Annotated in this window: 26 protein-coding genes; 9 read left to right on the plus strand and 17 right to left on the minus strand. The window is 74.4% G+C overall.

The annotated features are described in order from the left end of the window. Positions 1-159: 159 nt before the first annotated feature. The gene (locus ACFXGA_RS31105) at positions 160-981 is read right to left on the minus strand and encodes an SDR family oxidoreductase (RefSeq protein WP_378094059.1); all 822 of its coding nucleotides are present in this window, start codon (positions 979-981) and stop codon (positions 160-162) included. A gap of 85 nt (positions 982-1,066) precedes the next feature. Here ACFXGA_RS31105 and ACFXGA_RS31110 point away from each other — a divergent pair, with 85 nt between their 5' ends. The 4 genes from ACFXGA_RS31110 to ACFXGA_RS31125 all read left to right on the plus strand — a co-directional run bounded on the left by ACFXGA_RS31110 (position 1,067) and on the right by ACFXGA_RS31125 (position 3,381). Next, positions 1,067-2,239, plus strand: a complete 1,173-nt coding sequence (locus ACFXGA_RS31110) for a zinc-dependent alcohol dehydrogenase (protein ID WP_378094061.1) — start codon at positions 1,067-1,069, stop codon at positions 2,237-2,239. 17 nt (positions 2,240-2,256) lie between these two features. After that, positions 2,257-2,625 carry a hypothetical protein gene (locus ACFXGA_RS31115; protein ID WP_378094064.1) on the plus strand — a complete coding sequence of 123 codons (369 nt, stop codon included), beginning with the start codon at positions 2,257-2,259 and terminating at the stop codon, positions 2,623-2,625. Positions 2,626-2,707: 82 nt separating this feature from the next. Next, the gene (locus tag ACFXGA_RS31120; protein WP_378094066.1) at positions 2,708-2,860 is read left to right on the plus strand and encodes a DUF6766 family protein; all 153 of its coding nucleotides are present in this window, start codon (positions 2,708-2,710) and stop codon (positions 2,858-2,860) included. After that, entirely contained in the window at positions 2,857-3,381 is a 525-nt protein-coding gene (locus ACFXGA_RS31125) for a DUF6766 family protein (RefSeq protein WP_378094068.1), read from the plus strand. The genes ACFXGA_RS31120 and ACFXGA_RS31125 overlap by 4 nt, the downstream gene beginning before the upstream one ends. Before the next feature lie 208 nt (positions 3,382-3,589). Here the strand turns inward: ACFXGA_RS31125 and ACFXGA_RS31130 are convergent, their stop codons facing one another. The 9 genes from ACFXGA_RS31130 to ACFXGA_RS31170 are packed head-to-tail and all read right to left on the minus strand — an operon-like array spanning position 3,590 to position 11,415. Further along, positions 3,590-4,090, minus strand: a complete 501-nt coding sequence (locus ACFXGA_RS31130) for a DUF6328 family protein (protein WP_378094071.1) — start codon at positions 4,088-4,090, stop codon at positions 3,590-3,592. 36 nt (positions 4,091-4,126) lie between these two features. Further along, the gene (locus ACFXGA_RS31135; protein ID WP_378094073.1) at positions 4,127-5,299 is read right to left on the minus strand and encodes a cytochrome P450; all 1,173 of its coding nucleotides are present in this window, start codon (positions 5,297-5,299) and stop codon (positions 4,127-4,129) included. Continuing rightward, on the minus strand, positions 5,290-5,970 hold the full coding sequence (locus ACFXGA_RS31140; RefSeq protein WP_378094076.1) for an SDR family oxidoreductase: 681 nt from the start codon (positions 5,968-5,970) through the stop codon (positions 5,290-5,292). The genes ACFXGA_RS31135 and ACFXGA_RS31140 overlap by 10 nt, the downstream gene beginning before the upstream one ends. After that, the gene (gene rfaE2 / locus ACFXGA_RS31145; RefSeq protein ID WP_378094078.1) at positions 5,970-7,259 is read right to left on the minus strand and encodes a D-glycero-beta-D-manno-heptose 1-phosphate adenylyltransferase; all 1,290 of its coding nucleotides are present in this window, start codon (positions 7,257-7,259) and stop codon (positions 5,970-5,972) included. Before rfaE2 ends, ACFXGA_RS31140 begins: the two co-directional genes overlap by 1 nt. Beyond that, the gene (locus ACFXGA_RS31150) at positions 7,256-7,831 is read right to left on the minus strand and encodes an SIS domain-containing protein (RefSeq protein ID WP_378094080.1); all 576 of its coding nucleotides are present in this window, start codon (positions 7,829-7,831) and stop codon (positions 7,256-7,258) included. The genes rfaE2 and ACFXGA_RS31150 overlap by 4 nt, the downstream gene beginning before the upstream one ends. Next, on the minus strand, positions 7,828-9,033 hold the full coding sequence (locus ACFXGA_RS31155) for a glycosyltransferase (protein ID WP_378094082.1): 1,206 nt from the start codon (positions 9,031-9,033) through the stop codon (positions 7,828-7,830). Before ACFXGA_RS31155 ends, ACFXGA_RS31150 begins: the two co-directional genes overlap by 4 nt. Further along, positions 9,030-9,908 carry a glycosyltransferase gene (locus ACFXGA_RS31160; RefSeq protein WP_378094084.1) on the minus strand — a complete coding sequence of 293 codons (879 nt, stop codon included), beginning with the start codon at positions 9,906-9,908 and terminating at the stop codon, positions 9,030-9,032. The genes ACFXGA_RS31155 and ACFXGA_RS31160 overlap by 4 nt, the downstream gene beginning before the upstream one ends. Further along, the gene (locus ACFXGA_RS31165) at positions 9,905-10,903 is read right to left on the minus strand and encodes a glycosyltransferase family 9 protein (protein ID WP_378094086.1); all 999 of its coding nucleotides are present in this window, start codon (positions 10,901-10,903) and stop codon (positions 9,905-9,907) included. Before ACFXGA_RS31165 ends, ACFXGA_RS31160 begins: the two co-directional genes overlap by 4 nt. After that, complete coding sequence (locus ACFXGA_RS31170; protein WP_378094088.1) at positions 10,900-11,415, minus strand: D-glycero-alpha-D-manno-heptose-1,7-bisphosphate 7-phosphatase; 516 nt, start codon at positions 11,413-11,415, stop codon at positions 10,900-10,902. Before ACFXGA_RS31170 ends, ACFXGA_RS31165 begins: the two co-directional genes overlap by 4 nt. A 143-nt stretch (positions 11,416-11,558) precedes the next feature. On the opposite strand from ACFXGA_RS31170, the gene ACFXGA_RS31175 reads away from it, so the two are divergent. Further along, positions 11,559-12,077 (plus strand): SRPBCC family protein, encoded by a 519-nt coding sequence (locus ACFXGA_RS31175; protein WP_378094090.1) that lies wholly within the window; start codon positions 11,559-11,561, stop codon positions 12,075-12,077. Positions 12,078-12,486: 409 nt separating this feature from the next. On the opposite strand, the gene ACFXGA_RS31180 is transcribed toward ACFXGA_RS31175, so the two are convergent. The 4 genes from ACFXGA_RS31180 to ACFXGA_RS31195 are packed head-to-tail and all read right to left on the minus strand — an operon-like array spanning position 12,487 to position 14,561. After that, positions 12,487-13,014 carry a hypothetical protein gene (locus ACFXGA_RS31180; protein WP_378094092.1) on the minus strand — a complete coding sequence of 176 codons (528 nt, stop codon included), beginning with the start codon at positions 13,012-13,014 and terminating at the stop codon, positions 12,487-12,489. Positions 13,015-13,018: 4 nt separating this feature from the next. Beyond that, positions 13,019-13,747, minus strand: a complete 729-nt coding sequence (locus tag ACFXGA_RS31185) for a metallophosphoesterase (protein WP_378094094.1) — start codon at positions 13,745-13,747, stop codon at positions 13,019-13,021. After that, positions 13,744-13,992, minus strand: a complete 249-nt coding sequence (locus ACFXGA_RS31190; protein ID WP_053715990.1) for a BON domain-containing protein — start codon at positions 13,990-13,992, stop codon at positions 13,744-13,746. Before ACFXGA_RS31190 ends, ACFXGA_RS31185 begins: the two co-directional genes overlap by 4 nt. Continuing rightward, positions 13,992-14,561, minus strand: coding sequence for a nucleotidyltransferase family protein (locus tag ACFXGA_RS31195; RefSeq protein ID WP_378094096.1), 570 nt, complete (start codon positions 14,559-14,561; stop codon positions 13,992-13,994). Before ACFXGA_RS31195 ends, ACFXGA_RS31190 begins: the two co-directional genes overlap by 1 nt. Positions 14,562-14,635: 74 nt before the next feature. On the opposite strand from ACFXGA_RS31195, the gene ACFXGA_RS31200 reads away from it, so the two are divergent. After that, positions 14,636-14,872, plus strand: a complete 237-nt coding sequence (locus tag ACFXGA_RS31200) for a DUF6480 family protein (protein ID WP_378094098.1) — start codon at positions 14,636-14,638, stop codon at positions 14,870-14,872. Between the two features lie 97 nt (positions 14,873-14,969). On the opposite strand, the gene ACFXGA_RS31205 is transcribed toward ACFXGA_RS31200, so the two are convergent. Beyond that, a complete protein-coding gene (locus ACFXGA_RS31205; protein WP_378094100.1) occupies positions 14,970-15,974 on the minus strand; it encodes an NAD-dependent epimerase/dehydratase family protein in 1,005 nt (334 codons plus the stop codon). 47 nt (positions 15,975-16,021) lie between these two features. On the opposite strand from ACFXGA_RS31205, the gene ACFXGA_RS31210 reads away from it, so the two are divergent. After that, positions 16,022-16,762, plus strand: coding sequence for a ZIP family metal transporter (locus ACFXGA_RS31210; RefSeq protein ID WP_378094102.1), 741 nt, complete (start codon positions 16,022-16,024; stop codon positions 16,760-16,762). Positions 16,763-16,863: 101 nt separating this feature from the next. Then, positions 16,864-17,055, plus strand: coding sequence for a hypothetical protein (locus ACFXGA_RS31215; protein ID WP_378094104.1), 192 nt, complete (start codon positions 16,864-16,866; stop codon positions 17,053-17,055). A gap of 129 nt (positions 17,056-17,184) precedes the next feature. On the opposite strand, the gene ACFXGA_RS31220 is transcribed toward ACFXGA_RS31215, so the two are convergent. Beyond that, positions 17,185-18,564 (minus strand): xylulokinase, encoded by a 1,380-nt coding sequence (locus ACFXGA_RS31220; protein WP_378094106.1) that lies wholly within the window; start codon positions 18,562-18,564, stop codon positions 17,185-17,187. Continuing rightward, entirely contained in the window at positions 18,564-19,700 is a 1,137-nt protein-coding gene (gene xylA, locus ACFXGA_RS31225) for a xylose isomerase (protein WP_378094108.1), read from the minus strand. Before xylA ends, ACFXGA_RS31220 begins: the two co-directional genes overlap by 1 nt. Positions 19,701-19,761: 61 nt before the next feature. On the opposite strand from xylA, the gene ACFXGA_RS31230 reads away from it, so the two are divergent. Continuing rightward, positions 19,762-20,934, plus strand: a complete 1,173-nt coding sequence (locus ACFXGA_RS31230) for an ROK family protein (RefSeq protein ID WP_378094110.1) — start codon at positions 19,762-19,764, stop codon at positions 20,932-20,934. Positions 20,935-20,987 lie beyond the last annotated feature (53 nt).

Here is a 20,987-nt window from a genome sequence, read left to right on the forward strand (position 1 = left end):
GGGCGCGCGCCGCCCCCCCCCCAACCCCCCCCCCCCCCCGGCCCGGCGCGCGCCGGGGGGGGGGGGGGGGGGACCCCCCGCCCCCCCGCGCCCCCGCCCCCCGGGGCCCCGGGGGCGTTCACGTGCCCGGGGTTCGATGGTGCCAGGGTTCGAGCGCGGTCAGGGTTCGAGCCACTTCCGGTCGTTCAGGAGCTGGCTGGCCTGCGGGCCCATCAACGTCATGCCGCCGTCCACCACGAACGACGCCCCGGTCACGTACCCGGCCGCCGGCGTGGCCAGGAACGCCACCACCGCGGCGACCTCGGCCGCGCTGCCCGGCCGCCCCAGCGGCACGCCCGGCCGCGGCTCGGTGCGCGGGTCCACGTCCTCCTGGCCCGTCATCGGGGTGGAGATCTCGCCGGGCGCGACCGAGTTGACCGTGATGGCGTGCTCGGCCAGCTCCAGGGCCAGCACCTTCGTCAACGCGCCCAGCCCGGCCTTGGCCGCGCAGTAGGGCGCCGCGCCGACCCGGGGCTGGTGCTCGTGCACGGACGTGATGTTGATGATCCGGCCGCCCTGCCCGGCCTCGATCATGTGCTTGGCGGCGCGTTGCGCGCACAGGAACGCGCCGTCGAGGTCGACCGACAGCACCGAGCGCCAGGTGTCGAAGTCCATGTCCATGGCCTTCTGCGCGGTGCCGGTGCCCGCGCAGTTCACCAGCACGTCGATGCCGCCCAGCTCCTCGGCCAGCTCGTCGACCACGGCCGCGGCGGTGGGCAGGTCGGTCAGGTCGAGCCGCCGCACGGCCGCCCGCACGCCCTGCGCGCGGACCTCCCGGGCGGTGCGCTCGCCGCCCTCGGCGTCGGTGTGGAACGTGATGCCGACGTCCACCCCGCCACCGGCCAACGCCACCGCGACGGCCCGGCCGATGCCGGAGTCGGAGCCGGTCACGACGGCGCGCATCGGCGCGCCGACCCGGTCCTGGGGTAGTGGTGCAGTCATGCGCGGCGGGTACCCGGCCCGGTGTTTGCCACACGCCGTGCCGGGAACGCTCCGGACAGTCGACGTCGGCAGTGGGAGGAGCACCATGAAGGCCGTCACCTGGCACGGCAAGCGGGACGTGCGCGTGGAGACCGTGCCGGACCCCGTCCTCAAGGAGCCGACCGACGTCATCGTGCGCGTCACGTCCACCGGCTTGTGCGGCTCCGACCTGCACCTGTACGAGGTGTTGGGCCCGTTCATCGACCAGGGCGACGTCCTCGGGCACGAGCCCATGGGCGTGGTCGAGGAGGTCGGCGCGGAGGTCACCGGGGTCAAGCCCGGCGACCGGGTCGTCATCCCGTTCAACGTCTCGTGCGGCACGTGCTTCATGTGCGAGCGCGGCCTGCAGTCGCAGTGCGAGACGAGCCAGGTGCGCGAGCAGGGCACGGGCGCGGCGCTGTTCGGCTACACCAAGCTGTACGGGCAGGTGCCCGGCGGGCAGGCCGAGTACCTGCGGGTGCCGTTCGGCAACACGCTGCCCATCAAGGTGCCCGAGGGTCCGGCGGACGACCGGTTCGTGTACCTGTCCGACGTGCTGCCGACCGCGTGGCAGGCGGTGGAGTACGCGGCCACCCGGGACAGCCTGGTCGTGCTCGGCCTCGGCCCGATCGGCGACATGGCGACCCGCATCGCCCAGCACCGCGGCGTGGAGACCGTCATCGGGGTCGACCTGGTGCCCGAGCGGATGGCACGGGCCCGCGGCCACGGCGTGACCGTGCTGAACGTGCGCGACAGCCACCTGGTGGACCACATCCGCGACCTCACCGGCGGGCGCGGCCCGGAGGCGGTGATCGACGCCGTCGGCATGGAGGCGCACGGCGCGCCGGTCGCCAAGCTCGCGCACCAGGCGGTCGGCCTGCTGCCGGACGCCATCGCCGCGCCGTTCATGCGGACCGCAGGCGTGGACCGGCTGCACGCGCTGCGCCTGGCGATCGACATCGTGCGGCGGGGCGGCACCATCTCGGTGTCCGGTGTGTACGGCGGGATGGCCGACCCGATGCCGCTGCTGACGCTGTTCGACAAGCAGGTGCAGCTGCGCATGGGCCAGGCGAACGTGTGGCGCTGGGTGCCGGAGATCCTGCCGCTGCTGACCGACGGCGACCCGCTCGGCGTGGACTCGTTCGCCACCCACCACCTGCCGCTCGACCAAGCGCCGCACGCCTACGAGATCTTCCAGCGCAAGCAGGACAACGCCGTCAAAGTGCTGTTCCGGCCTTGACGGGCTAGGTTGCAGCCATGATCCGCTTTCGGTGGTCGGCCGCCGCGGCGTCGGCGGCGGTGCTGGTGGCGAGCGGGTGCGGCCCGGGTTCCGGCGACCTGGTCGGGCGGGCGGTGGAGGACTTCACCGCCGCGGTGTCCTCGGGCGACGCGGACCGCGCGTGCGCGCTGTTGACGGACCGGGCGCGCGAGGGCGTGGACTGCTCGTCGCTGGACGTGCCCGGCGGCGCCGTGGAGTCCGTCGAAGTCTGGGGTGACGCGGCGCAGGTCCGCACCTCGCGGGACGTGCTGTTCCTGCGCGAGCTGTCGTCGGGGTGGCGGGTGTCCGGCGCGGGGTGCGAGTCGCGCGGGGACCGGCCGTACGAGTGCGAGGTGGGCGGGCCGTGACGCAACGGGCGATGTTCTACGTGTACCTGGTCGGTGTGCTGGTGCTGCTGGTCTACTTCGCCGTCATCGGGTTGGTGGGCATGTGAAGCGGTTCCTGCGCGACAACGGGCTGGGGTTGGCGTTCGGCCTGCTGTTCCTGGCCTCGCTGGTCGGTCAGGCGTTCGCCGGCAACCCGCCCTCAACGCCGACCGGCTCACCGACGGCGGTGACCCGATCGGGTTCTGGCAGTACGTGACGTCGTCGGACTTCGCCGTGGACGTGGCCGAGAACTGGCAGTCCGAGTACCTGCAGTTCTTCCTGTTCATCTTCGCGACCGTGTGGCTGATGCAGAAGGGGTCGACCGAGTCGAAGACCGCGGACCGGCTCGGGCCGGAGTCCGACGAGAGCCAGTCGCTCGGCGCGCACGCGACGGGGCAGTCGCCGCCGTGGGCGAAGGCGGGCGGCTGGCGGACCGCCCTGTACTCGAACTCGCTCGGCCTGGTGATGCTGGTGTTGTTCCTCGGCTCGTGGGGCGCGCAGTCCATCGCCGGGCGCAGCGCGTACAACAACGACCAGTTGAACACCTTCCAGGACCCGGTCGGCTGGTGGGACTACGTGCTGTCGGCCGACTTCTGGAACCGGTCGCTGCAGAACTGGCAGTCGGAGTTCCTGGCGATCGGCTCGATGGTGGTGTTCAGCGTGTACCTGCGCCAGCGGGGCTCGTCGCAGTCCAAGCCGGTCGGCGCGCCGCACCACTCGACCGACGAGTCGGGCTGATCCCCGGCGGCCGACCCGCCGGGGTGGGTGGTCACGCCGGGTGGTCGGCCCGGGGTCGTTCGAGGCGGTGGGCCGCGGGTCCGGGATCACGCACGGCGGGCGGCCACCAGGGGCACGTGCGTCGTGCGCGTGGTGTGCGAGGCGGTCGGCTGCGGGGACTCGTGCGAGGCGGTCGGCTGCGGAGGTCGCGCGGGTGGTCGGCCCGGGGTCATTCGAGGCGGTCGGCTTCGTCCACGTCGTCGGACTCGATGCTGTCCCGGCCGCGCTCGCGCCACGGCAGGGCGAACCACAGCGTGCCGAACAGCAGCAGCGCGAACACGCCGAACCCGATGGCCACCCAGCCGCCGATGATCACCTCGCCGAGCATCAGCACGGTGCCGATCATGGCCAGGGCCAGGAACGCCAACCCGGCGATCGCGAACCGGTTCGCCACCTCGATCACGTCCTCGCGCCGGCCGCGCCGGAACAGCAGCCGGTGCCACGCCGCGGGCGCGGTGAGCAGCGCGACCGCGCACGCGGCGAACAGGATCGTGATCAGGTGGGTGGCGCGGATGTACGCGTCGGCGGACGCGTACCGGTCGGTGAACGTGATCGACAGCAGGAAGCCGAACAGGATCTGGACGCCCGCCTGCGCCACCCGGAGTTCCTGCAGCAACTCGTTGAGGTTGCGGGCCAACCTCCGCTGGTGTGACTCCTCAGCCTGGCTCACCGCCACCACGTACCCAACCACGGGTCCGTTCAACCATTATTTTCGGGTGACGAACGTGAGGCCGAAGTGGTTGAGGGTGGCGGGCAGCGGCGCGTGCAGGGTGGGCACCTCCAGGTGGTCGCGCAGGGTGTCCAGCATCGTGCTCCCGGCGACCAGCACCAGGTCGCGGCCGGGGCAGACGCCGGGCCCGCCGCTGAACGGCACCAGCCCCGGGTCCGGCGGCGTCGGCCAGTTCTCCGGCGCGTAGGAGTCCGCGTACGGCAGCCGGTCCGGGTCGCGGTGGAAGTACGGGGCGAACACGACGAACGTGGTGCCCGCCGGCAGCCACGTCCCGTGCCAGCGGGTCGGACCGGTGCTCTCGCGCAGGATCACCGGCGTGGTGGGCCACAGCCGCGCCGACTCCCAGATCCCGGCCGGCCCCTCGCCGCCGATCGCCAGCGCCCGCATGGTCACGATGCCCGCCGCGTCGAACGCGAACAGCCAGTGCGGGACCTGGCCGAGCAGCTCGTCGACCGGCGCGAGGGCCGCCAGGCTGCCCGCCTCGGCCCGTTCCAGGTGCCCGCGCAGCCGGTCCTCGAACCGGCGGCGCAGCGCCTCCCGGCGCGGGTGCAGGTAGGCCCAGTTCGCGTTGCCGCGCAACGTCTTGAGCACGTCGGTCAGCTCGCCGTCCTCGCGGGCGGCCGACCCGAGCACGATCCGCCGCGCCGCCCGCCACCACGCCTGCGCGAACGCGTCCCAGGTCAGCTCGCCCGCGCTGCGCGCGTGCCGCAGCAGGAGGTCCGCCTCGTCGGCCACGATCGACGGCACGTCGATCTTCTCCGGACGCAGCACGTCCTCGGTGACCGCGCGCCGGTGCGCGCGCCGCTCCCCCGTCGAGATCAGCACGCCGTGCGGCTGGAAGTGCGCCAGCGCGGCCTTCTTCTCCCGGGTGGCGAGGGCGAACGGGGTCGGCGACTCGGCGAGCAGGCGGGACACGTCGAGCGGGTCGAGGAGCAGCGCGACGCTGCGGCCGGTCACCCGCAGCCGCAGCGGTTCCGGCCCGTAGCGGGCGCGGAACCGCCGCAGGGTCGCCACGGCCGCGGCGTCCGCCCGGACCGCGGCGGCCAGGGCCGTCGCCGGCGGGCGGCGCACGATCACGCCCTTGGCCAGCGTCGGCAGCAGCACCTTGGCGAACGCCCGACCGGTGTCGAGCCGGGATGCTACGGCCACGATCCCTCTTCCGCGTGGGCGACGACGAGCTCGCGCACCTCGCACCCCTCGGGTTGGCGCAGCGCGAACACGATGGCGTCGGCGACCCGCTCCGGCGGGTTCAGCTTGCTGTCGTCCGGCGGCCGGTACTGCTCGGCCCGGTCGTCGAAGAAGTGGGTGCGCATGCCGCCGGGGATCACCAGCGTCACGCCGACCCGCCCGGCGGTCTCGGCCGCCAGCGCCCGGGTGAAGCCGACCACGCCGAACTTCGAGGCGCAGTACGCGGTGGCGTCGCTGACCGCGCGCAGCCCCAGGGTGGACGCGATGGTCACCACCCGGCCGCCGTCGAGCAGCGGCAGCGCCGCGCGCACGACCGCCGCCGTGCCGAGCAGGTTCACCATCACCACCCGGTCCCAGTCCGGGCCGGACACCTCGTCCAGCCGGCCGCACGCGTCCGTGCCCGCCGCCGTGACGACCGCGCGCAGGCCGCCGTTGCGCTCGGCGATGGCCCGCACCGCGCGTTCCGCCGCCCTGGTGTCGGACAGGTCCACCGACTCGAAGTCGGCCACCTCCGGCGACGACGGCGCGGCCTTGTCCAGCACCAGCGGCCGGCCGCCCAGCTCGTGCACCGCGTGCACCACGGCCGCGCCCAGACCGGACGCGCCTCCCGTCACCAACACCTGACCGAGCATCAGCCCCTCCTCGACAGCATCTCGGTGGTCGACCGGCCCCGGTGGTAGGGCACCACGACGGTGCGCCCACCCCAGCCCGCGACCAGGTCCGCTTCCGGCAGCGACTCCACGGTGTAGTCGCCGCCCTTGACCCACACGTCCGGGCGCAGCGCCGCCAGCGCCCGCTCCGGCGTGTCGTCCTCGAACACGATCACGTCGTCCACGCAGCCCAGCGCGCGCAGCACCTCGACCCGGTCCTGCTCCCGGGTGACCGGCCGGTCCGGGCCCTTGAGCCGGCGCACCGACGCGTCGGAGTTCAGGCACACCACCAGGCAGTCGCCCAGCGCCCGCGCGGCGCGCAGGGTGCGGACGTGGCCCGCGTGCAGGAGGTCGAAGCAGCCGCCGGTCGCGACCACCACACCGCCCCGCGCCCGCACCGCGTCCACTGTGGACAGCGTGTCGACCGGGCGGAACCCGGACGCGCCGCCGTGGCGCAGGAACTCGGCGGCGGACGTGACGCCGTCGGCGACCGCGTCGTCCATCGCCGCGCCGGCCATGAGCCGGGCCGCGACGGTCGCCGCGAACCGGTCCCCCGCGCCGCACGGGTCCACGACGGGCACCCTGGGCGCGGGCACGGCGACCGGCGTGCCGCCGCCGTGCAGCAGCGCGCCGTCGGCGCCGAGCGTCACCACCACGGCCCGCGCCCGCCACCGGGCGCGCAGCGCTTCCAGCGCGTCCATCGGGTCGTCGTGGCCGCTGAACCGCTTCGCCTCGGACGCGTTCGGCGTGACCAGCCGCGCGCCGGGCACCGGGTCCGGGCCGCGCGGGTGGGGGTCCCAGACCACCGGGCGGCGGGCGAGGACGCCGCGCAGCCGCTCGTCGCGCAGGAGCCCGCGCCCGTAGTCGGAGACCAGCACGCAGTCGGCCTCCAGCACGGCGTCGAGCATGTCGTCCGTGGCGTGCGGCGGCGCGCCGGGGCCGCCGCCGCGGTCGAGCCGGGCGATCGACTGGTCGCCGCAGCGCAACCGCGTCTTGACCGGGGTCGGCACCGACGAGGGCCCGAGCACGGAGGGCACCGCGGCCAGCTCGTCCCGCAGCCGCTGCCCGTCCTCGTCGTCGGCCACGGCGCTGACCAGCGTCACGTCCACGCCGTCGGCGGCGGCCAGCGCGGCGGCCAGGCCCGCGCCGCCGGGTCGGGCGCGTTCCTCCCGGACGTCCAGCACGGGCGCGGGCGCGTCCGGGCACAGCCGCTCGGCCGTGCCGAGCACGTCCACGTCGAGCAACGAGTCGCCCACGACGACGAGCTTCACGACACCCTCCGTTCCGCGGCGGGCAGCGCCGCTTCGAAGGCCGCGCACAGCGCGTGCACGGCGACCAGCTGGGCCTCCTGCACGTTCGCGGGCGCACCGGGCAGCGCGAGCACCTCGTCCACCACGTCGGCCAGCGGGTTCGGGGCCGGGCCGGTCATCGCCCACACGTGCGCGCCCGACTCCCGGCCGGCCTTCGCCGCCTCGATGAGGTTCGGGCTGCGGCCGCTGGTGGTCAGCAGCACCACGACGTCCCCCGGCCGGGCGTGCGCGGTGACCTGGCGGGCGAACACCTGGTCGTAGCCGTAGTCGTTGCCGATCGCGGTCACGCTGGACGACTCCGCGCACAGCGCGATGGCGGAGAACGGCCGCCGGTCGTCGCGGAACCGGCCGACCAGCTCGGCGGTCAGGTGCTGCGCCTCGGCGGCCGACCCGCCGTTGCCCGCCGCGAGCAGCCGGCCCCCGGCGTCGAGCCGGCGGGCCAGGACGCCGCCCCAGCGGGTCAACCGCGGCGCCTGGGCGCGCAGCCCGGCCAGCGTCTCGGCCAGGCCGTTCAAATGGGTCTCGACGGTCATCGGGAGCCTCCCACGGCCACGGCCTGAGCGGCCGCGACGCGCTCGTAGACGCGTTCGGTGTCCTCGGCGATCCGGTCCCACGTGTAGCGCACCCCCACCCGGTCCAGGCCCGCGAGCCCGTACGCCTCCCGGCGCGCCCGGTCGGACAGCAGCGAGTGCAGCGCCCGCGCCAGCGCGACCGGCTCGCGCGGCGGCACCAGCACGCCGGTCACGCCGTCCACCACGGTGTCGGTCAGGCCGCCCACGGCGGCGGCCACCACGGGCACGCCGCAGGCCATCGCCTCCAGCGGCACGATGCCGAACGGCTCGTACCAGGGCACGCAGGCCACCACGTCGGCCGAGCGCAGCAGCGCGGGCATCTCGTCCCGCGACACCTGCCCGGCCAGGCACAGCCGGTCGCGCACGCCCAGGCGTTCCGCGTGCGCGGCGAGCCGGCGCGCCTCCGGGTCGGACCCGACGTCCACCGGGCCGCCCGCGATGACCAGCTCGGTGGCGGGCAGCGACCGCAGGGCCGTGATCAGGTCCTGGAAGCCCTTGCGCGGCACGAGCCGGCCGACCGACACCACGCGGTGCGGGTAGCGGCGGCGCGCCACCGGGCCCTCGGGCTGGAACCGCGTCGGGTCCACGCCGCACGGCACGACCGAGATCCGCGACCGCGGCACGCCCATGCGCAGCAGCTCGACCACCTCGTCGTCGCAGGTGGCGGCGATCCGGTCGGCCTCGCGGCCGATCATCCGCTCGATCGCGATCCGCTCGGCCGGGCTGGTGTCGTCCGCGCCCTGGTGGCGGCGCTTCACCGTGCCGAGGGCGTGGTAGGTCTGCACGACGGGCACGCCCGCCTTGCGCCCCGCGAGCACCGACGCGAGGCCGGACATCCAGAAGTGCGCGTGCACGACGTCCGGCGGCTCGCCGTCCCACTCCTGCTCCAGGAACCGGGCGAACTCGCCCATGTGCGGCAGCAGGTCGTCCTTGGGCACCGCGCGGGCCGGGCCGGCGGGCACGTGCACCACCTCGTAGCCCTGCTCGGTGCGCACCCGCTCGGGCAGGTCCGGGTCGTCGCGGCGGGTGTGGACCACCACGTCGTGCCCGCGGTCGGACAGTGCTGCCGACAAGGCGGCGACGTGCACGTTCTGTCCGCCCGCGTCCACACCACCCAGGGCGGCCAGCGGGCTGGCATGCTCGGACACCATCGCGATCCTCATCCGCTCACTCCTGTCAACAACCGGTCCCAAGCCCGCAGGAAGGCGTCGAGGCCGTACCGGGCCAGGGCGAACTCCCTGGCCTGCTTGCCCTTCTGCCTGGCCAGCGCCGGGTCGGCGACCAGCTCGGCCACCGCCCGCACCAACTCGTCCACCTCGGTGGAGACCACGCCCGCCTCCGGCGGCACCGCGCGCACCACCTCGGTGCACGCCAGCGCCACCACGGGCATGCCCAGGTGCATCGCCTCGATCAGGGACAGGCCGAGCGACGTCCACCGCACGGGGTGCAGGTAGAGCCGGCGCTGGGCGAGTTCCCGGTGCAGCGACGCGAGGTCGTGGTCGCCGCGGCCCATCGCGCCCAGCTTCTCGGTCTTCATGCCGTAGACGTCCAGCGGCGCGGCCTCGGCGAAGCGCGGCAGCAGGTCGGTGCCCACCGCCCGGCCCCGGCGCACCGGGTCGTTCACCACGACCGCGGCCCGGGCCAGATCGCCGGTGTAGAGCGGGCCCGGGTCGACCACACCGTGCTCGATCACGACGGTGCGCGTGTCGCCGCAGTCCCACATGAGGTCGTTGAAGTGGGTGACGTGGACGATCGTGCCCGGCCAGTCCTTGAGCGGGTGGGCCTGGTTCGGGTACTTCGGCGTGTTGTGCTCCAGGTACACGACCGGGATGCCGGAGGGCACCAGGCCGACCTCGACGGGCCGTTGCAGCACGGCGATGTCGGCGTCCACTTCGGACAGCGCCACCTCGCGCGCCGAGGGCCAGTCGCGCCCGGACAACCCTATGCCGTGGGGAGGACCGGGGATCAGGTACTCGTGGCCACCGCGGACGAACGCGTTCGTCCACGAGCCGTGCACGTGCCACAGCAAGATCTTCACGTCCGCACCCCCACGAGGTCGGCAACGGCGGTGACGACCTGGTCGGCCGTCACCCGGTCGAGGCACGGGTGTCCGGGCACCGGGCACTCCCGGGCGCGCGTGCCGCGGCACGGCGCGTCCTGGTCGCCCAACACCACGTGCGGCCCGTACGGCGCCCACCGGACGGCGGGCACGACGGGGGAGAACAAGGAGACGACGGGCGTGCCGACCGCGGCGGCCAGGTGGGCGGGGCCGGTGTTGCCGACCACCACCGCGTCCGCGCGGGCCAACACCCCGGCCAGTTCGGCGAACGTCGTGCGGCCGCCGAGGTCGACGCCGTGCGCGCCCGCCACGTGCCGGGTCAGCGCGGTCTCGGCCGGCCCGCCGGTGACGACGACGCGGTGCCCGGCCTCGGTGAGCGCGACGACGGCCTCGGCGCAGCGGTGCGGCGACCACGCGCGGGCGGGCGCCGAGGCGCCGGGGTGCACCACCACGTACGGCCCCGGTTCGGCCACGGCGGGTTCCGGCGGGGTGGTGACCGCGAGCCGGCCGTCGTCGCCCGGCGGCAGCTCGAACCCGGCGGCCCGCGCGACTTCCAGCGCGCGTTCGGCTTCCGGGACGTCCGGGTCGTCGCGCAGCCGGACGTCCAGCAGGGAGCCGGGGTAGTCGACGGAGCGGGCGACGACCCGGGGCACGCCGGCCAGCTTCAGCAGCAGCGCCAGCGGCAGCGGGCTCTGGTGGAAGGACGTGAGGATCAGCGCGACGTCGGCGCGGATCCCCTTGAGCAGCGCGACAATTCCCTCTATGTCCGGATTGCGCACCTCCAGCGCCGGGTTCGCGATCCACGGGCAGTCCCACCGCACGATCCGCTGCACGCCCGGCAACAGCGCCGCCGCCTGCGCGCCGGAGTGCCCGCACAGCAGCACCACCTCGCCCGCGTGCGCGGCCGCGCGCACCGCCGGGCCGGCGAGCAGCACGTCGCCGTCGCTGTCGAGCCTCGCCACGAGAGTCCTCATAGGACCATCGCCAACGCGGACGCGAGGTCGGGCGCGGTGTGCGGTGCGCGGTCGACCTCTTCGGGCAGGGTCACGGGGGTGGGCACGAGGATGGGGGTGACACCGGCCGCCAGCGCGGCCCGGACGTCCGCTTCGATGTCGCCGATGAAGAAGGTGCGCTCGGGGTGCGCGCCGAGTTCCTCGCACGCGCGCAGGACCATGGTGGGCGCGGGTTTGCGGCACGGGCAGCCGTCTTCCGGGGCGTGCGGGCACACCTGCCAGGTGCCGAACCGGCCGAGCAGGACTTCGACCCTGGCGTTCACCGCGTCCACCTGGGCCGGGGTGAGCAGACCGCGACCGACGCCGGACTGGTTGCTGACCACGCCCGTGCGCACGCCGTTGGCGCGCAGCACGCGCACGACTTCGCGCGCGCCGGGCATCGGCCGGACCTTGTCCGGATCGCCGTTGTAGGGCACGTCCTCGATGAGCGTGCCGTCGCGGTCGAAGAGAACCGCGTCGGGGTACTGGTCCACAGAGGAGAGTTAGCCGGTGCGAAACGAAGCAAACACTTCTCGGAGAAGCGCTACTCTCCGTCACTCCAAGGGTCGATGTGTGGAAACCGGGTGAACGGGTAACCAGGTGTCGAACTCGATTCCCGACGAGAGGGTTGTGTGCAGTGACGACGATCGAGAAGTCCGTGGACGTCGAGGTCCCGGTCACGACCGCCTACAACCAGTGGACGCAGTTCGAGTCGTTCCCGCAGTTCATGGAGGGCGTCGAGCGCATCACGCAGGTGACGCCCACCAGGACCCACTGGGTCACCAGGATCGGCGGCGTCACGCGCGAGTTCGACGCCGAGATCACCGAGCAGCACCCCGACGAGCGGGTCGCCTGGCACACGGTCGACGGTCCGCCGCAGGGTGGTGTGGTGACGTTCCACCGGCTCGACGACCGGCGGACCCGCGTGCACGTGCAGATGGAGTACGACCCGCAGACGCTCACCGAGAAGGCCGGTGCGGCGGTCGGCGTGGTCGGCCACCGCGTGTCCGGTGACCTGGAGCGCTTCAAGCAGTTCATCGAGGGGCGCGGGATGGAGACCGGCGCGTGGCGCGGCGACGTGAGCCGCCCGCCGCAGGCCGGCGAGACGCGCCACGACCTGCCCGACGCCGGCCGTCCGGGTGACCCGCTGCGATGAGCCGGAGGGCGGTGCCCGAGCCGCGGCGACGGAGCCGGTCACCGGTCCCGATCCCCCGGCCCCGGCCGCCCGTCGACGGCAGTTGACACGTGAAGGCCCCGCGAGCCCCCCGCTCGCGGGGCCTTCGCACGTCGGCTGCCCGTTCTTCGCACCCGGGCTTCCCGCTCGGAGGGCTGTCGGACGTCCGAGCCTCACACGTCCCCCCTCGCGCGCCTTCGCGCGTCGGCTCACGGCTCACGAGCCCGACGTTCGGGAATGGTTTCCCGGCCACCTGCGCGCCGCTCTCCCGTGCCCCCTTCACCCCGGCACCCGACCGAGCCCTCAGGACACCTGCCCGGCGTGCCCCGCCGACACGCGAAAGGCCCGCGGACGCCTCCGTCCGCGGGCCTTTCGTCGGAGCCTGGCTCCCCTAGCCGTCCTTCAGCCGGTCGAACAGGCCGCGCACCGAACGCCGCAGCGCCGACGTGGCGTCGCCGAGCAGCGAGCCGGCCGCCCGGTTCCCGTTGGCCGGCTGTCCCGCCTCGCCGTCGGGCTCCCCGCCCACGTCCCCCTCCAGCAGCTCGCGCAACACCTCCACCACCACCTCGGGGTGCCCCAGCGGCACGGGGGCGGCGAAGGTCTGGGCGGAGCTGATCAGGTGCTCGTGCCGCCGGATCAGGTCGCCGACCGCCGCGCCGGCCGCCGCGCCCGCCACCACGTGCACCGGCACGGCGCGGTCGGCGAACTCGGACAGCACCTCGTCCACCTCGTCCCACGGCTCGTCCGCCGCGGGCAGGCGGCACCACATGACCTGCAGGTGCTCCGTCAGCGGGCGCCACGTGCCGGGCAGCTCGCCGTGCCTGCCGACGCCGGCGGGGTCGAGCACGACCACGGCCGGGGCGTCGGGCGGACCCGCCCACACCACGGACGGACCCGCGGTCCTGGGTTCCTGTTCCATGCGGCTACACCTCCACCACTTCGGGTGCCACGCAGTAGACCGTGTACGCCGATCGGATGACCGGTTGCGCGACGTTGCGGACCCGCACGCCGCCGGGCGTCATGCCGTGCTCGGTGCCGAAGTGCGCGTGCCCGTGCACGGCCAGCTGCGCGCCGTTCGCGTCGATCGCCTCGCCCAGCAGGTACGACCCGAGGAACGGGTAGATCTCCGGCGGCTCGCCGCGCAGCGTGTCCGGCACCGGCGAGTAGTGCGTCAACGCCACCTTCACGTCGGTGTCGAGGTCGGCCAGGGCGGCGGCGAGCGAGTCGGCGATGCCGGTCGTGTGCCGGATGAACGCCTTCATCTCCGGCTCGCCGAACGCGCTGCCGCACTTGCCGGCGAACCCGCCGCCGAAGCCCTTCACGCCCGCGACGCCCAGCGTCTGGCCGTCCACGGGGATGGTGGCGGTCTCGCCCTCCAGCACGGTGAGGCCCGCGTCGCGCAGCACGGCGGTCACCTGGTCCGGCTTGTCGTCGTGGTAGTCGTGGTTGCCGAGCACCGCCACCACGGGCACGGGCAGGCCGCCGAACTCGTCGGCCACCACCCGCGCCTCGGCCACGGTGCCGTGCCGGGTCAGGTCGCCCGCCAGCAGCAGCACGTCGGCGCAGTCTCCCAGCTCCTCCAGGGCGGGCCGCAGCCGTCCGCGCGCGTCCTCGCCCAGGTGCACGTCGCCCACCGCCGCGATGCGGATCATCGGATCTCCTCTCGGCCGACCGGGGCGTCGGACGGCACCACCTTCACGTCGTCCAGCACGGTCAGCTCCGGGGCCACGTCGTGGATCACCGCCTCCAGCTCGGCGCGGCGCTCGGGGCTGGCCACGTCGCCGGACAGCAGCACGTGGTCACCGCGCACGGTGACCCGCACGCCGAGTTCGGTCGTGCGCGGGTCCTCGGCCAACGCCTGGCGGAGCCGGGCGGCGAGGTATTGCTCTGCGGTCATCAGGCGCTCCTCGTCAGCGGGGAGGACAGCAGGTCGAGGCGTTCGACCAGCACCAGGAACGCCTCGGCGTACGGCGAGTGCTTGGTGGCCTCGCGGACCTTCTCCCAGTCGATCTGCTCGCGCAGCGCGCGGGCGAACGGCAGCAGCTCGCTGAAGTCGCAGCGGTGGCCGTCCAGGACGAGCAGCTTGCCGATCATCACCTCGGTCGCGGGCATCACCGGCAGCACCACGGAGCCGACCTGCAGCTCCTCGGCGCGCGACAGCGTCTCGTCGGTCACCGGGACTTCGTTGGGGCGGAACAGCAGGTCCACCAGCGAGTCGCCGTCGTAGACCTTCAGCAGCCAGTCCTCGGGCGGGGTGGCGGCACGCATGCCGGCCGCGACGAGCGCGCTCACCGCGTCACGGGCGTCCTGCTCCCGCACCAGGATGTCGACGTCGTGTTCGGTCGCGGGGCCGCCTCTGGCGTACACGGCGCACCCGCCCGCGAGGGCGAACGGGATGTCGTGCGCGCGCAGGGCTTTGGCCACCTTGGTCAACGTGCGCAGCAGCTCGTCTTGGACACCGCTCATGCGAGTTGATTACCCGTACGGGCAACTGTTCACACGGGGCGGGTACCGCCGTCCACACGGGGTAGTCCCCTGTCATGACTGCCACACCGCCCGACCCGGACCCGGCCCGCACGCCGGGGCTGGAGCCCGGTGGCGGGGTCGCGCCCGGCGAGACACCGCCAGACTCCGGCCAGACCTCCGGCCTGTCCCACCCGCAGCCGATGCCGTCGCGGCGCGGCCCGATCATCACGTTGGTGGCCGTGCTCGTCGTGACGCTGCTGACGCTCGCGTTCGTGGTGGCGCAGGTGATGGGGTGGACCAACCTGTTCTGACTGCGGCCCGCTCGCACGGCGCTCACGGTCCTCCGAGAGCGGTCGGAGCCCTTCGCGGCGAGGGCGGTCGAGTTTTGGCGCCCTGCCGCCGGGGCGGTCAGGGGCGCAGCGGCGGGCTCGGCGGCAGCCCCTCCTTGCGGCCCAGGCCGTCGAGCAGTTGCCGCAGCGTGTCGCGGGAGTTGTGGCGCGGCGTCCAGCCGAGCCGGGTGAACGCCTTGGTCGCGTCCAGCAGCGGCGCGGTGAGGGCGAGGTCGACCCAGCCGTGCGAGGTGGGTTGGAGCCGCAGGCGCCAGCTCACCCGGGCGGCCGTGCGCAGGGCCGTCGCCGGGATCGGCACGTGCCGGGCGCCCATAACCTCGGCCAGGAGCTGGGGCGTGACGACCGGGTCGGACACCAGGTTGTACGCGCCCTCGGCGGTGGTGGCGAGGATCGTCGCAAGGGCGTCGGCCACGTCGTCGGCGTGCACGAACTGGAGCACCATCGTGCGCGGCAGCGGCAGGACCGGCAGCCGCGCCCGGAACAGGGCGTGCGGCACCAGCCGACCCAGGAAGTAGCGCTTGATCTCGGCCGCGGCGTCCGGTTGCAGCACCAGGCCGGGGCGCACGCGGGTCACCCGGAGGCCCGGGTGGTCGCGTTCGACCTGGTCCAGCAGGTGCTCCACGGCCGCCTTGTGCCGGCTGTAGTAAGACGTGGAGACGCCGTCGGTCGGCCAGCTCTCGTCCACGGTGTGGTCCTTGGCCGCGGGCGAGTACGCGCCGACGGACGACATGTGCACCAGGTGCGGCACGCCGGCCTTGAGGGCGGCGGTGAACACCCGGTCGCTGCCCGCCACGTTGGTCCGGTAGAGCACGCGCTCGTCGTGGCCCGGCTGGACGCGCCACGCCAGGTGCACGACGGCGTCGGCGTCGCGGAACGCCTCGACCAGCGGCTCCTCCGCGCCGTCCCGGCTGAGGTCGATCGGCGTCCACTCGATGTCGTAGGGCGGTTCGGCCGCGGGCGGTCGGCGGGAGATGCCGCGCACGGCGGTGCCCGGTTCGCCGGCGAGCCGACGCAGCAGCGCGGTGCCCAGATTGCCGGTCGCGCCGGTGACGACGATCCTCATGGCGGTCGGGTACCCGCGCGGGCCGGGTGCGACACGGGGGAGGTCGGGTGCTGGAGGCGGCGGGGTGGGGGTTGCTGGCCGGGTCGGCGTTGCTCGTCGGCGCGCTCGTGGGTTTCCTGACGAAGGTGCCGCGCGACGTGGTGGCCGGCGTGATGGGGTTCGGCAGCGGCGTGCTGATGTCGGCGGTGTCGTTCGACCTGATCGACGAGGCGCACGAGCTGGGCGGTCTGCTGCCGACGGCCCTGGGGGCCGCGCTCGGCGCGGTGGTCTACACGGCGGCGAACGTGGTGTTGGCCAAGCGCGGCGCACGCCACCGGAAGCGGTCGGGCGGGTTGCAGCCGTCGGAGTCGGAGCAGAGCGGGTCGGGCACGGCGATCGCGATCGGCGCGCTGCTGGACGGCATCCCCGAGTCGGTGGTGATCGGGGCGAGCCTGCTCGGTGGCGGCGGGGTCAGCGCGGTGACGGTGGCGGCGGTGTTCATCAGCAACGTGCCGGAGGGCTTGTCGTCGGCGGCGGGTATGCGGCGGGCCGGCCGGTCGAAGCGATACGTGTTCGGGTTGTGGACCGGAATAGCGCTGGTCAGCGGCCTGGCGGCGATGGCGGGCCACGGGCTGCTGGCGGGCGCGCCGCCGCAGTGGCTGGCCGCGATCACCGCGTTCGCGGGCGGCGCGATCCTGTCGATGGTCGCCGACACGATGATCCCCGAGGCGTTCGACGACGCCCACCTGCTGGTCGGCCTCGCGACCGTGGCGGGCTTCCTGAGCGCGTTCGCGCTGTCGCACGCCTGACCCTCGGAGCACCGCCGGCTGCCGGTCCTCGCGCCCCGGCTGCCCGTCCCGGTGCCGGTGTCACTGGCCCTGGGCGAGCCGGCCGAGGGCTACCCGTTCCCGTGGTCGGTCCGCGGTGGCTGAACGGGCGGACGGCGGCCCCGGACCTCATCGACGACATGGTGGCGTTCGCGCTCTCGATCGCCGACTTCCTCCGCGCGTTGCGGCGGGTAGACGCGGGCGCGGCGGCGCGCGCCGCCCGGTCGGTCGGGCCACGCCGGGTGGTCGAGGAGGTCCTGGCCGACGCGCCGTAGACCGCTCGCCTTCGGTTGACGCCCCCGGCGCGCCGTAGAGGGGGCCGCTCGGCCCCGGGGATGACGAACCCCGACGTGCATGGGCGGAGGGGGCGCTCCCGCGGCCGGGAACGCCCCCTCCGGGTCATCTCAGCGGTTGACCGTCAGCTCCCGCGCGGCGGCGTAGCGCTCCCGCACCCACGGGGTCGGGTCGGCCTCGACCGAGGTCGACGCCAGCTCCGACCACAGCGGCGGGGTGTCCGTGCCGCCGACCGCCCACGCCGCCTGCCGGGCCGCGCCGTCGGCCACGTACTCGCTCGGCGACGGCACGACGACCGGGCAGCCGAACACCGCGGGCGCGAGCCGCTGCACGGCGGGCATCCGCGCCCCGCCGCCGATCAGCAGCACCCGGTTGACCGGCATGCCCAGCGCCCGCAACGCGTCGATCGCGTCCGCCAGGCTGCACAGCAGGCCCTCGACCGCGGCACGCGCCAGGTGCGCCGGGGTCATGGTGTCCAGCCGCATGCCGTGCAGCGCGCCGGTGGAGTCGGGCTTGTTCGGCGTCCGCTCCCCCTCCAGGTACGGCACGAGCACGAGCCCGTCCGCCCCGGCGGGCGCGCTCAGGGCCAGGTCGGACAGGTCCGCCAGGTCGACCCCGAGCACGGACGACGTCGCCGTGAGCACGCGTGACGCGTTCAGCGTGGCCACGAGCGGCAGGTGGCCGCCCTCGGCGTCGGCGAACCCGTTGACGATGCCGGTGCCGTCGGTGACCGGGCTCGGCCACCGCGCGAACGCCGTGCCGGACGTGCCGATCGACACCACGACGTCGCCCGGCTGGGCCTGCACGCCCAGCGCCGCCGCCGCGTTGTCGCCCGCGCCCGCGCCGAACCGGCCGTGGACCAGCTCGGCCGGGCCGACCACGCGCGGCACCGCGACGACCTTGCCCAGCGCCAGCTCCAGCAGGTCCGGCCGGTAGTCCTCGGTGGACGGCGACCAGTAGCCCGTGCCGCTGGCGTCGCTGCGGTCGGTGGTCAGCGCGTCGAGCGACGTCGCGCCGGCCAGCTTCCACGTGAGCCAGTCGTGCGGCAGGCACACCGCGGCCGTGCGCGCGGCCGACTCCGGCTCGGTGGCCGCGAGCCACCGCAGCTTGGTCACGGTGAGCGAGGCGACCAGCACGCTGCCGATCGCGTCCGCCCACTTGTCCGGACCGCCCAGCTCGGCGGTCAGCTCGGCCGCCGCCCCCGCGGAACGGGTGTCGTTCCACAGCAGCGCCGGCCGGACCACCTCGCCGGACTCGTCCAGCGTCACCATGCCGTGCTGCTGCGCGGCCACCGACACGGCGGCCACGTCGTCCAGGCCGCCCGCGTCCGCGATGGCCGTCTGGAGGGCGTCCCACCACGCGGAGGGGTGCACCTCGGTGCCCGCCGGGTGCGCCGCACGTCCTTGTCGCACAAGGGCTCCGGTGTCCGCGTCGCGCACCACCACCTTGCAGGACTGGGTGGACGAGTCGACGCCCGCGACGAGCGCCATCAGCGCGCGCCCAGCAGGTGCTCGGTGGCCAGCTGCGACAGGCGCACGAACCCGAAGCCGCGCTCGGCGGCGGTGGTCGGGTCGACGTCGTCGGCCTTGATGAAGTCCGCGATCGACTCGCCCGGGTTCAGGGTGGGCTCGGCCAGCTCGTACACGCCGCTGTACTTGAGCGCCTCCTGCACCTCGGGGTCGGCGCGGAAGGCCGCCGCCCGCTCGCGCAGGAGCTTGTAGGTGCGCATGTTGGCCGCGGCGCTCTCCCACACGCCGTCGAAGTCCTCGGTGCGCAGCGGCTTGTAGTCGAAGTGCCGCGGGCCTTCGTAGCCGCCGTTCTCCAGCAGGTCCACCAGGAAGAACGCGGACAGCAGGTCGCCCTGGCCGAACACGAAGTCCTGGTCGTAGCGCGGACCCTTCTGGCCGTTGAGGTCGATGTGGAAGAGCTTGCCCTGCCACAGCGCCTGGCCGATGCCGTGCACGAAGTTGAGGCCCGCCATCTGCTCGTGGCCGACCTCGGGGTTCACGCCGACCAGCTCGTGGTGCTCCAGCGTCGAGATGAACGCCAGGGCGTGGCCGATCGTCGGCAGCAGGATGTCGCCGCGCGGCTCGTTCGGCTTGGGCTCCAGGGCGAAGCGGAAGCCGTAGCCCTGGTCCACCGAGTACTGGGCGACCGTGTCGATGGCTTCGCGGTAGCGGTCGAGGGCGGCGGCCACGGGCTTGCCCGCGTCCACCTCGGAGCCTTCCCGGCCGCCCCACAGCACGATGGTCTGCGCGCCCAGCTCGGCCGCCAGCTCCATGTTCCGCAGCACCTTGCGCAGGGCGAACCGGCGCACCGAGCGGTCGTTGCTGGTGAAGCCGCCGTCCTTGAACACCGGGTGGGTGAACAGGTTGGTGGTCACCATGGGCACGACCAGGCCGGTCTCGTCCAGCGCCGCGCGGAACGCCGCGACCCGCCGGTCCACCTCGGCCGCGTCGGAGCCGAAGGGGAACAGGTCGTCGTCGTGGAACGTGATGCCCCACGCACCGAGTTCCGAGAGCTTGCGCACCGCGTGCGGGGCGTCCAGCGGGGGGCGGGTCGCGTCGCCGAACGGGTCGCGTCCCGGCCAGCCGACCGTCCACAGGCCGAAGCTGAACTTGTCCACGAGGGCACCTCCAATAAGTTTGATGCCTGAACTTATCGCACTCAGCCGCTAGTATCCAGTGGTGTCCAGACCACAGCCCGCGGGCCAGCACACCGTGCGACGGCACAACTCCGCCCTGGTGCTCGACGCCATCGCCGCCGCCCCCGGCTCGTCGCGGGCCGCCGTGGCCGCCCGCACCGGGTTGACGAAGGCCACCGTGTCGAGCCTGGTGGACCGGATGATCGGCGCGGGGCTCGTCGCCGAGGGCGAGGCGCAGGCCCGGTCCGGCCCCGGCCGGCGCGGCACGGCGCTGCACCTGTCGCCGACCGGGCCGCACGGGCTCGGCGTGGAGATCGGGGTGGACTACCTCGCCACGTGCCTGGTCGACCTGACCGGGCGGGTGCGGGCGCGGTCGGTGCGGGCGGGCGACAACCGCGCCTCCTCCCCCGCCCGCGTCCTGGCGAGGGTGGCGACGGCGGTGCGGACGGCGGCGAAGCAGGACGTGCCGATCGGCGGCGTGGGCGTGGCCGTGCCGGGTCTGGTGGAGGTGGCCGGCGGGTCGCTGCGGCTCGCGCCGAACCTGGGGTGGCGCGAGGTGGACGTGCGCGGGGAGCTGACCCGGCGGCTGGGGCTCGACGTGCCGGTGCTGGTGGGCAACGAGGCGAACCTGGCCGCGTTGGCCGAGCTGTGGCACGGGGACGTGGCGACGGACTTCCTGCACGTCTCCGGCGAGGTCGGCATCGGCGCGGGCATCGTGGTGAACGGGGCGTTGTTCGAGGGCGTGTCCGGGTTCGGGGGCGAGATCGGGCACCTGTCGGTCGACCCGCGGGGGCCGGCGTGCGCGTGCGGGTCGCGGGGGTGCCTGGAGCGGTTGGCCGGGCAGGACGAGATCGTGCGCGCGGCGGGCGTGACGGGAGTGGACGAGCTGCTGGCCAGGCTCGCGGCGGGCGACCGGACGGCGACGACGGCGGTGCGTTCGGCGGCGCGGTGGTTGGGGGTGGCGCTGTCCGGCGCGGTGAACCTGCTGGACCTGCCGACCGTCGTGCTGGGCGGCACGTACGCCCGGCTGGAGCCGTGGTTGCAGGAGCCGCTGCACGCGGAGCTGGACCGGCGGGTGGTGAGCGCGGAGTGGTCGCCCGTGCGCGTGGTGGCGTCGTCGTTGGGCGCGGAGGCCGCCGTGCGGGGCGCGGCGACCACCGCCGTCCGCGCGATCCTGGCCGACCCCGACCCCTACGTGACCACGGCCCTGTCCTGAACGTTCAACTCACCTGTTCCCAACGTAGGACACACGTGTTCCCAACGTAGGAC

Origin of the sequence: Actinosynnema sp. NPDC059335 (assembly GCF_042752395.1) — a bacterium.
Taxonomy (GTDB): domain Bacteria; phylum Actinomycetota; class Actinomycetes; order Mycobacteriales; family Pseudonocardiaceae; genus Actinosynnema.